Origin of the sequence: Elioraea sp. (assembly GCF_051860475.1) — a bacterium.
Lineage (GTDB): Bacteria > Pseudomonadota > Alphaproteobacteria > Acetobacterales > Acetobacteraceae > Elioraea.
The window spans coordinates 8121-12082 of sequence record NZ_JBHYDW010000134.1 but is presented as its reverse complement, the minus strand read 5'-3'; the positions used below and the strand labels follow the sequence as shown (position 1 = coordinate 12082).

At 69.8% G+C, this 3962-nt stretch carries 3 protein-coding genes and 3 pseudogenes; 4 read left to right on the top strand and 2 right to left on the bottom strand.

Translation table 11 applies throughout. The annotated features are described in order from the left end of the window. Window positions 1-158: 158 nt before the first annotated feature. Window positions 159-275: pseudogene (locus ACTIFU_RS18870) on the bottom strand (IS481 family transposase); the annotation flags it as partial. A gap of 17 nt (window positions 276-292) precedes the next feature. On the opposite strand from ACTIFU_RS18870, the pseudogene ACTIFU_RS18865 reads away from it, so the two are divergent. Next, window positions 293-766: pseudogene (locus ACTIFU_RS18865) on the top strand (transposase); the annotation flags it as partial. A gap of 285 nt (window positions 767-1051) precedes the next feature. Here the strand turns inward: ACTIFU_RS18865 and ACTIFU_RS18860 are convergent. After that, a pseudogene (locus tag ACTIFU_RS18860) lies at window positions 1052-2111 on the bottom strand (IS3 family transposase); the annotation flags it as partial. Here ACTIFU_RS18860 and ACTIFU_RS18855 point away from each other — a divergent pair. The 3 genes from ACTIFU_RS18855 to ACTIFU_RS18845 form a co-directional block, all read left to right on the top strand. After that, on the top strand, window positions 2068-2421 hold the full coding sequence (locus ACTIFU_RS18855) for a hypothetical protein (protein WP_439579865.1): 354 nt from the start codon (window positions 2068-2070) through the stop codon (window positions 2419-2421). The pseudogene ACTIFU_RS18860 and the gene ACTIFU_RS18855 sit on opposite strands and share 44 nt — an antisense overlap. A gap of 147 nt (window positions 2422-2568) precedes the next feature. Beyond that, window positions 2569-2847 (top strand): (2Fe-2S)-binding protein, encoded by a 279-nt coding sequence (locus tag ACTIFU_RS18850; protein WP_439579864.1) that lies wholly within the window; start codon window positions 2569-2571, stop codon window positions 2845-2847. Continuing rightward, window positions 2844-3962: NAD(P)/FAD-dependent oxidoreductase (locus tag ACTIFU_RS18845; protein WP_439579863.1), on the top strand; the 1119-nt coding region annotated here is incomplete at its 3' end. The genes ACTIFU_RS18850 and ACTIFU_RS18845, both read left to right, overlap by 4 nt.

The window sequence follows — 3962 nt, the reverse complement described above, 5'->3', positions numbered from 1 at the left end:
CACCGGATGAAGACGTTCAAGCTCTCCAACGACCCGAAGTTCGCCGAGAAGTTCAGCGATGTCGTGGGCCTTTACGTGTAGAAGTCTGCACTTGATCTGACGGTCATCGACTTGGCGTGGCGGGTGTCCGCGAGGTCGAAGCTGTCAGTCGCCGCGGGTCACGCGGCCTCGCCGATGTGCTGCTTTTCGCGCGCGAGTGGGCGGCTGTCCAGGAAGGTCTGCATCGGCGTTTTGCCGAAGCACCAGCGGCCCTGGTGAGTGCGCGCCTCGTTGTAGTGCCTCACCCTCGACATCGACGACACCTTCGATGCTGTCCAGCCGCCACGCCACCACGCCGGGCGCGGACAAGCTCCGCCGCTACAGGGAATTCCACGATGGCGCCGCAAGCTGGAGGCGCGTTGAACGCATCATCGCCCGCGTCGAAACCAGCGCGCAGGGCACCGACACGCGCTTCATCGTCACCACCCTCGCCGCGGGATCGGCGCGCACGATCTACGAGGACCTCTCTTGCCGGCGCGGTCAGGCCGAGAACCACATCAAGGCGTGGAAGCGCCATCTCGCCGCCGACCGCACCTCGTGCTGCCGTGCCGCTGCCAACCAGTTCCGCCTGATGCTGCACACCGGCGCCTACTGGCTGCTGTGGTCGCTGCGCAGCCTGATGCCGAGGCGCTCCACCTGGCGTGTCGTGCAGTTCGACACGCTCCGGCTGCGGTTGGTGAAACTGGCCACCCGCGTTGTCGCACTGAAGACCCGCGTCATGCTGCACTGAAGCAGCCCCCGAATTGACCGGGCAGCCTCAGCCGAAGATCGGGCTGTGGCGGGCTGATCTGGACCGGCTTCTGGCAGCGAGCGCGGGGCGATCGAGCCGTGAGCTGATCTGCCCCGTTTCTTCGGACCACGGTCAGCTTGAGACTGGCCCCTCTGCTGCTGGCTTCAGATGTCCCTTGCGGGACGGTGAGGCAACGGGCCGGGGTGCGAAGCCCCGAGCAAGCGCAGCGCCCCGGCCCGTTGCGGTAGCGGGCACTGCGGTCTGTCGTTCCAGCGTCGCGGCGAAGGCCGCTGGCGTCAAATAGCCGAGGCTCGAATGCGGCCGCACCGTGTTGTAGTGCCGACGCCAAGCCTCGATGACGACCTTTGCCTCGGCGCGCGAGCGGAACCATTCGAGGCTGAGGCACTCGTCGCGGAACTTGCCGTTGAAGCTCTCGTTGACGCCGTTCTGCCACGGCTTGCCCGGATCGATGAACGCCGTGCCCATGCCCTGCTCGACGATCCACTTCAGCACCGCGCGCGCGACGAACTCCGGACCGTTGTCGCAGCGCAGATAGGCCGGCGCGCCGCGCTCGCTGACCAGCCGCGTGAGCACCTCGACGACGCGGCCCGAGCGGATCCGGCCATCGACCTCGATCGCCAGCCCCTCCTTGGTGAACTCGTCGGCGATCGTCAGGCACTTGAGCTGGCGGCCATCGGCGCAGGCGTCGAACACGAAGTCGATCGCCCAGACCTGGTTGGCGCGTTCGGTGCCTGGGGCCGCGGCCGGCCGCTCGCCACGCGCTTGCGCGGTCGCCGGCGCGGAAGCTGCAGGCCAGCCCGCCGCCACAGCCGCCACGCACGGCCAACGCTCATCGCATGCCCATCGCGCCCCAGAAAGATCCGGATGCGGCGGTAGCCGTAACGCGGATACTGCGCCGACAGCGATGCCATCCGCGCCAGAACTGGCGCATCCTTCACCGCCAGTCGCGAGCGATAGCCCAGCGCCGAGCGCGCCACCCTCATCAGCGTGCAAGCCCGCCGCTGCGACACGCCACGGCGCGTCGCATACATCACCTGATCCCGGCGGGCCGGCACGCTCACCATTTTTTTGCGGCGATCTCCTTCATCACCTCGATCTCGAGATCGCGCTCCGCCACCAGCTTCTTCAGACGCGCGTTCTCCTGCTCGAGCTGCTTCAGCCGCCGCACGTCGTCCGGCTGGAACGCCCCGAACCGCATCTTCCACGTGTACAGCGTCTGCTCGCTGACCTTGTACCGCCTCGCAACCGACGCCACCCCGTCGCGATCCGACGCCCGGGTGATCGCGACCATCTGCTCCTCCGTGAACCTCCACTTGCGCATGCTCCCTCTCCTTCGGGGAGCCAATCTCTCACGTCATCCATGGTCCGAAATCTCGGGGGCAGGTGCCTGCCGCGCCCGCCGCATCGCGCTTGCTCTGCTCTGGTCCTGCGCCTTCTTTGTCGCCGTCTTGGAGATCGGGCTTGTGGTTGCCACGGGGGCGTTCCTGGCCGTTGCATTCATACTGCTGCGAGGCCACGCGGACCGGCAGCCGCTACGGGACCTCGGCGTGGCAGCCCTTGGCGCGGGCCTGATCGGGCTACTGTTCACGCGGCTCGCGCCGATCCTGGTGTCGGAGCCGCTGCTGTTCTGACGACGCGCGGCAAACGCGATCGGACGATGCTCGCCTCCGCTGCCGCCGGAGGCTCGGCCGCGTGTAGTGGACTGCCGCTCCGAAGCAGAGCCCTTTCGGCCGAGGGCGCGACCTTGCCGACGGCTCCACGGCGCCTACCATACCTTCATGGTCGGACCGATCACCGCCAGTCCGCATGTGACGATCGCCGTTGACGGCACGCCTGTTAGCGTCCCCACGGGCGTGAGCCTCGCCGCGGCGCTAATTGCGACGGGACATCGAACGCTGCGCCGCAGCCCGCGCGCCGGTGCGCCTCGCGGCGCGTTCTGCCTGATGGGCGCGTGCCAGGAGTGTGTGGTGGTCATCGATGGCCGCATCGCTCGCGCCTGCATGACCGAGGTGCGGCCAGGCCTCTTGGTCTCGCTGCGCGGTTCCGACAGCGCATGATCGACGTCGCGATCATCGGCGCCGGTCCTGGCGGCGCGCACACCGCCCTCGCGGCCGCGGCGCACGGGCTCTCGGTCGTCATGATCGACGAGAACGCGGCGGCCGGAGGGCAGGTCTGGCGCCTGCCGTCGGGCCAGGCCGGCCATGCCGACGCCGAGGTGCGCGCGGGTGCGGCCATGCGTGCCCGCCTGGCGGCCACACCGGTAACGCTGTTGACGCGCGCCTGCGTCTGGCTGATCGGTCGGGAGAACGATCTCTGGCGCATCGATCTCGTGCGAGGCGGCCGGGCGGAGACGCTGCGCGCGTCCACCCTCGTGCTGGCGACCGGGGCGCATGAGCGTGTGGTGCCGTTCCCGGGCTGGACGACGCCAGGCGTGATCGGGCTGGCTGCGGCAACGATCCTGCTGAAGTCGGATGGAGTTCTGCCGGGCCGGCGCTGCGTGGTGGCGGGCTGCGGGCCGCTGCTCGCCGCCGTCGCCGCCGGCGTCCTGAAGGCGGGGGGTGAGGTCGTCGCGGTCGTGGATCTCGCTGCGCGCCGCGAGTGGCTCGCCGCGCTGGCACAGCTCTCGGCGCGGCCCGACCTCGCGGCTCGCGGCGCGGGCTGGCTCGCGCGCATCCTCCGCGCCGGCGCGAAGGTGCTGTCGCGCCACGGCGTGATCGGCGTCGCCGGTGGAGACACCGTGCGCGAGGTCGTCGTTGCGCCAGTCGACCAGACCGGACGGCCCCTGCCAGGATCGGCACCGCACCGGTTCGAAGCCGACTGTCTCGCGATCGGCCACGGCCTGGTGCCCGACACCGCGGCGACACGGCTGCTGCGGATGGCGCACCGGTACGACGCGGATCGGGGCGGATGGTTCGCTGAACGTGACGGCTCGCTCGCCACGTCGTTGCCAGGGCTGTGGCTTGTCGGCGAGGTCGGCGGGATCGGCGGAGCTGCTGTGGCCGTGCTGCAGGGCGAGCTCGCAGGGCTTGCGGTCGCGCATGCGCTCGGCCGACTCGATGAGGCGTCGTATCCGCGCGACGCCCGGCGCCTTCGCGTATCGCTCCGTCGTGCCGAGCGGGTGGGCGGGGCGATGGCGCGAATGATGCGGCTGCGCGACGGTCTAGTGGCGGCG